Source organism: Streptomyces sp. NPDC050560 (assembly GCF_044457285.1).
In the GTDB taxonomy this organism is placed as follows: Bacteria; Actinomycetota; Actinomycetes; order Streptomycetales; family Streptomycetaceae; genus Streptomyces.
In genome coordinates this window covers 1,499-2,859 of record NZ_JBITGT010000037.1, presented here as the reverse complement: position 1 = coordinate 2,859, position 1,361 = coordinate 1,499, and the positions used below count along the sequence as shown (strand labels likewise).

At 57.7% G+C, this 1,361-nt stretch carries 1 rRNA gene (cut by a window edge); it reads left to right on the top strand.

Features of this window, described 5'->3' with window-relative positions:
* Positions 1–87: 87 nt before the first annotated feature.
* Positions 88–1,361, top strand: a 23S ribosomal RNA gene (locus tag ACIBIW_RS36730); it runs 1,496 nt beyond the window's last position.

Sequence of the window (1,361 nt, the reverse complement as noted above, 5' to 3'; positions counted from 1 at the left end):
CCAGTCCCAGTGAACTCGGGCCGTTGGTCTGGGGTGGTGGGTGGCTGGTCGTTGTTTGAGAACTGCACAGTGGACGCGAGCATCTGTGGCCAAGTTTTTAAGGGCGCACGGTGGATGCCTTGGTACCAGGAACCGATGAAGGACGTGGGAGGCCGCGATAGGCCCCGGGGAGCTGTCAACCGAGCTTTGATCCGGGGGTGTCCGAATGGGGAAACCCGGCAGTCGTCATGGGCTGTCACCCGCACTTGAACTCATAGGGTGTGTGGAGGGAACGCGGGGAAGTGAAACATCTCAGTACCCGCAGGAAGAGAAAACAATTGTGATTCCGGGAGTAGTGGCGAGCGAAACCGGATGAGGCTAAACCTGGGGCGTGTGAGACCCGGCAGGGGTTGCGCTTCAGGGGTCGTGGGACGCTTCATTGTCTAGTCTGCCGGCTGGGCGGCAAGTGAGAAACCGTTTGTGTAGGCGAAGGGCATGCGAAAGGCCCGGCGTAGAGGGTAAGACCCCCGTAGTCGAAACGTGAACGGCTTGTCTGGAGTGTTCCCAAGTAGCATGGGGCCCGTGAAATCCTGTGTGAATCTGGCGGGACCACCCGCTAAGCCTGAATATTCCCTGGTGACCGATAGCGGATAGTACCGTGAGGGAATGGTGAAAAGTACCCCGGGAGGGGAGTGAAATAGTACCTGAAACCGTGTGCCTACAAGCCGTGGGAGCGTCGCATGCAAGCTTGTCTTGTGTGTCGTGACTGCGTGCCTTTTGAAGAATGAGCCTGCGAGTTTGCGGTGTGTTGCGAGGTTAACCTGTTGTGGGGGAGCCGTAGCGAAAGCGAGTCCGAAGAGGGCGATTTGAGTAGCATGCTCAAGACCCGAAGCGGGGTGATCTAGCCATGGGCAGGCTGAAGCGCGGGTAAGACCGTGTGGAGGGCCGAACCCACCAGGGTTGAAAACCTGGGGGATGACCTGTGGTTAGGGGTGAAAGGCCAATCAAACTCCGTGATAGCTGGTTCTCCCCGAAATGCATTTAGGTGCAGCGTCGTGTGTTTCTTGCCGGAGGTAGAGCACTGGATAGGCGATGGGCCTTACCGGGTTACTGACCTTAGCCAAACTCCGAATGCCGGTAAGTGAGAGCGCGGCAGTGAGACTGTGGGGGATAAGCTCCATGGTCGAGAGGGAAACAGCCCAGAGCATCGACTAAGGCCCCTAAGCGTGCGCTAAGTGGGAAAGGATGTGGAGTCGCAGAGACAACCAGGAGGTTGGCTTAGAAGCAGCCATCCTTGAAAGAGTGCGTAATAGCTCACTGGTCTAGTGATTCCGCGCCGACAATGTAGCGGGGCTCAAGCGTACCGCCGAAGTCGTGTCATT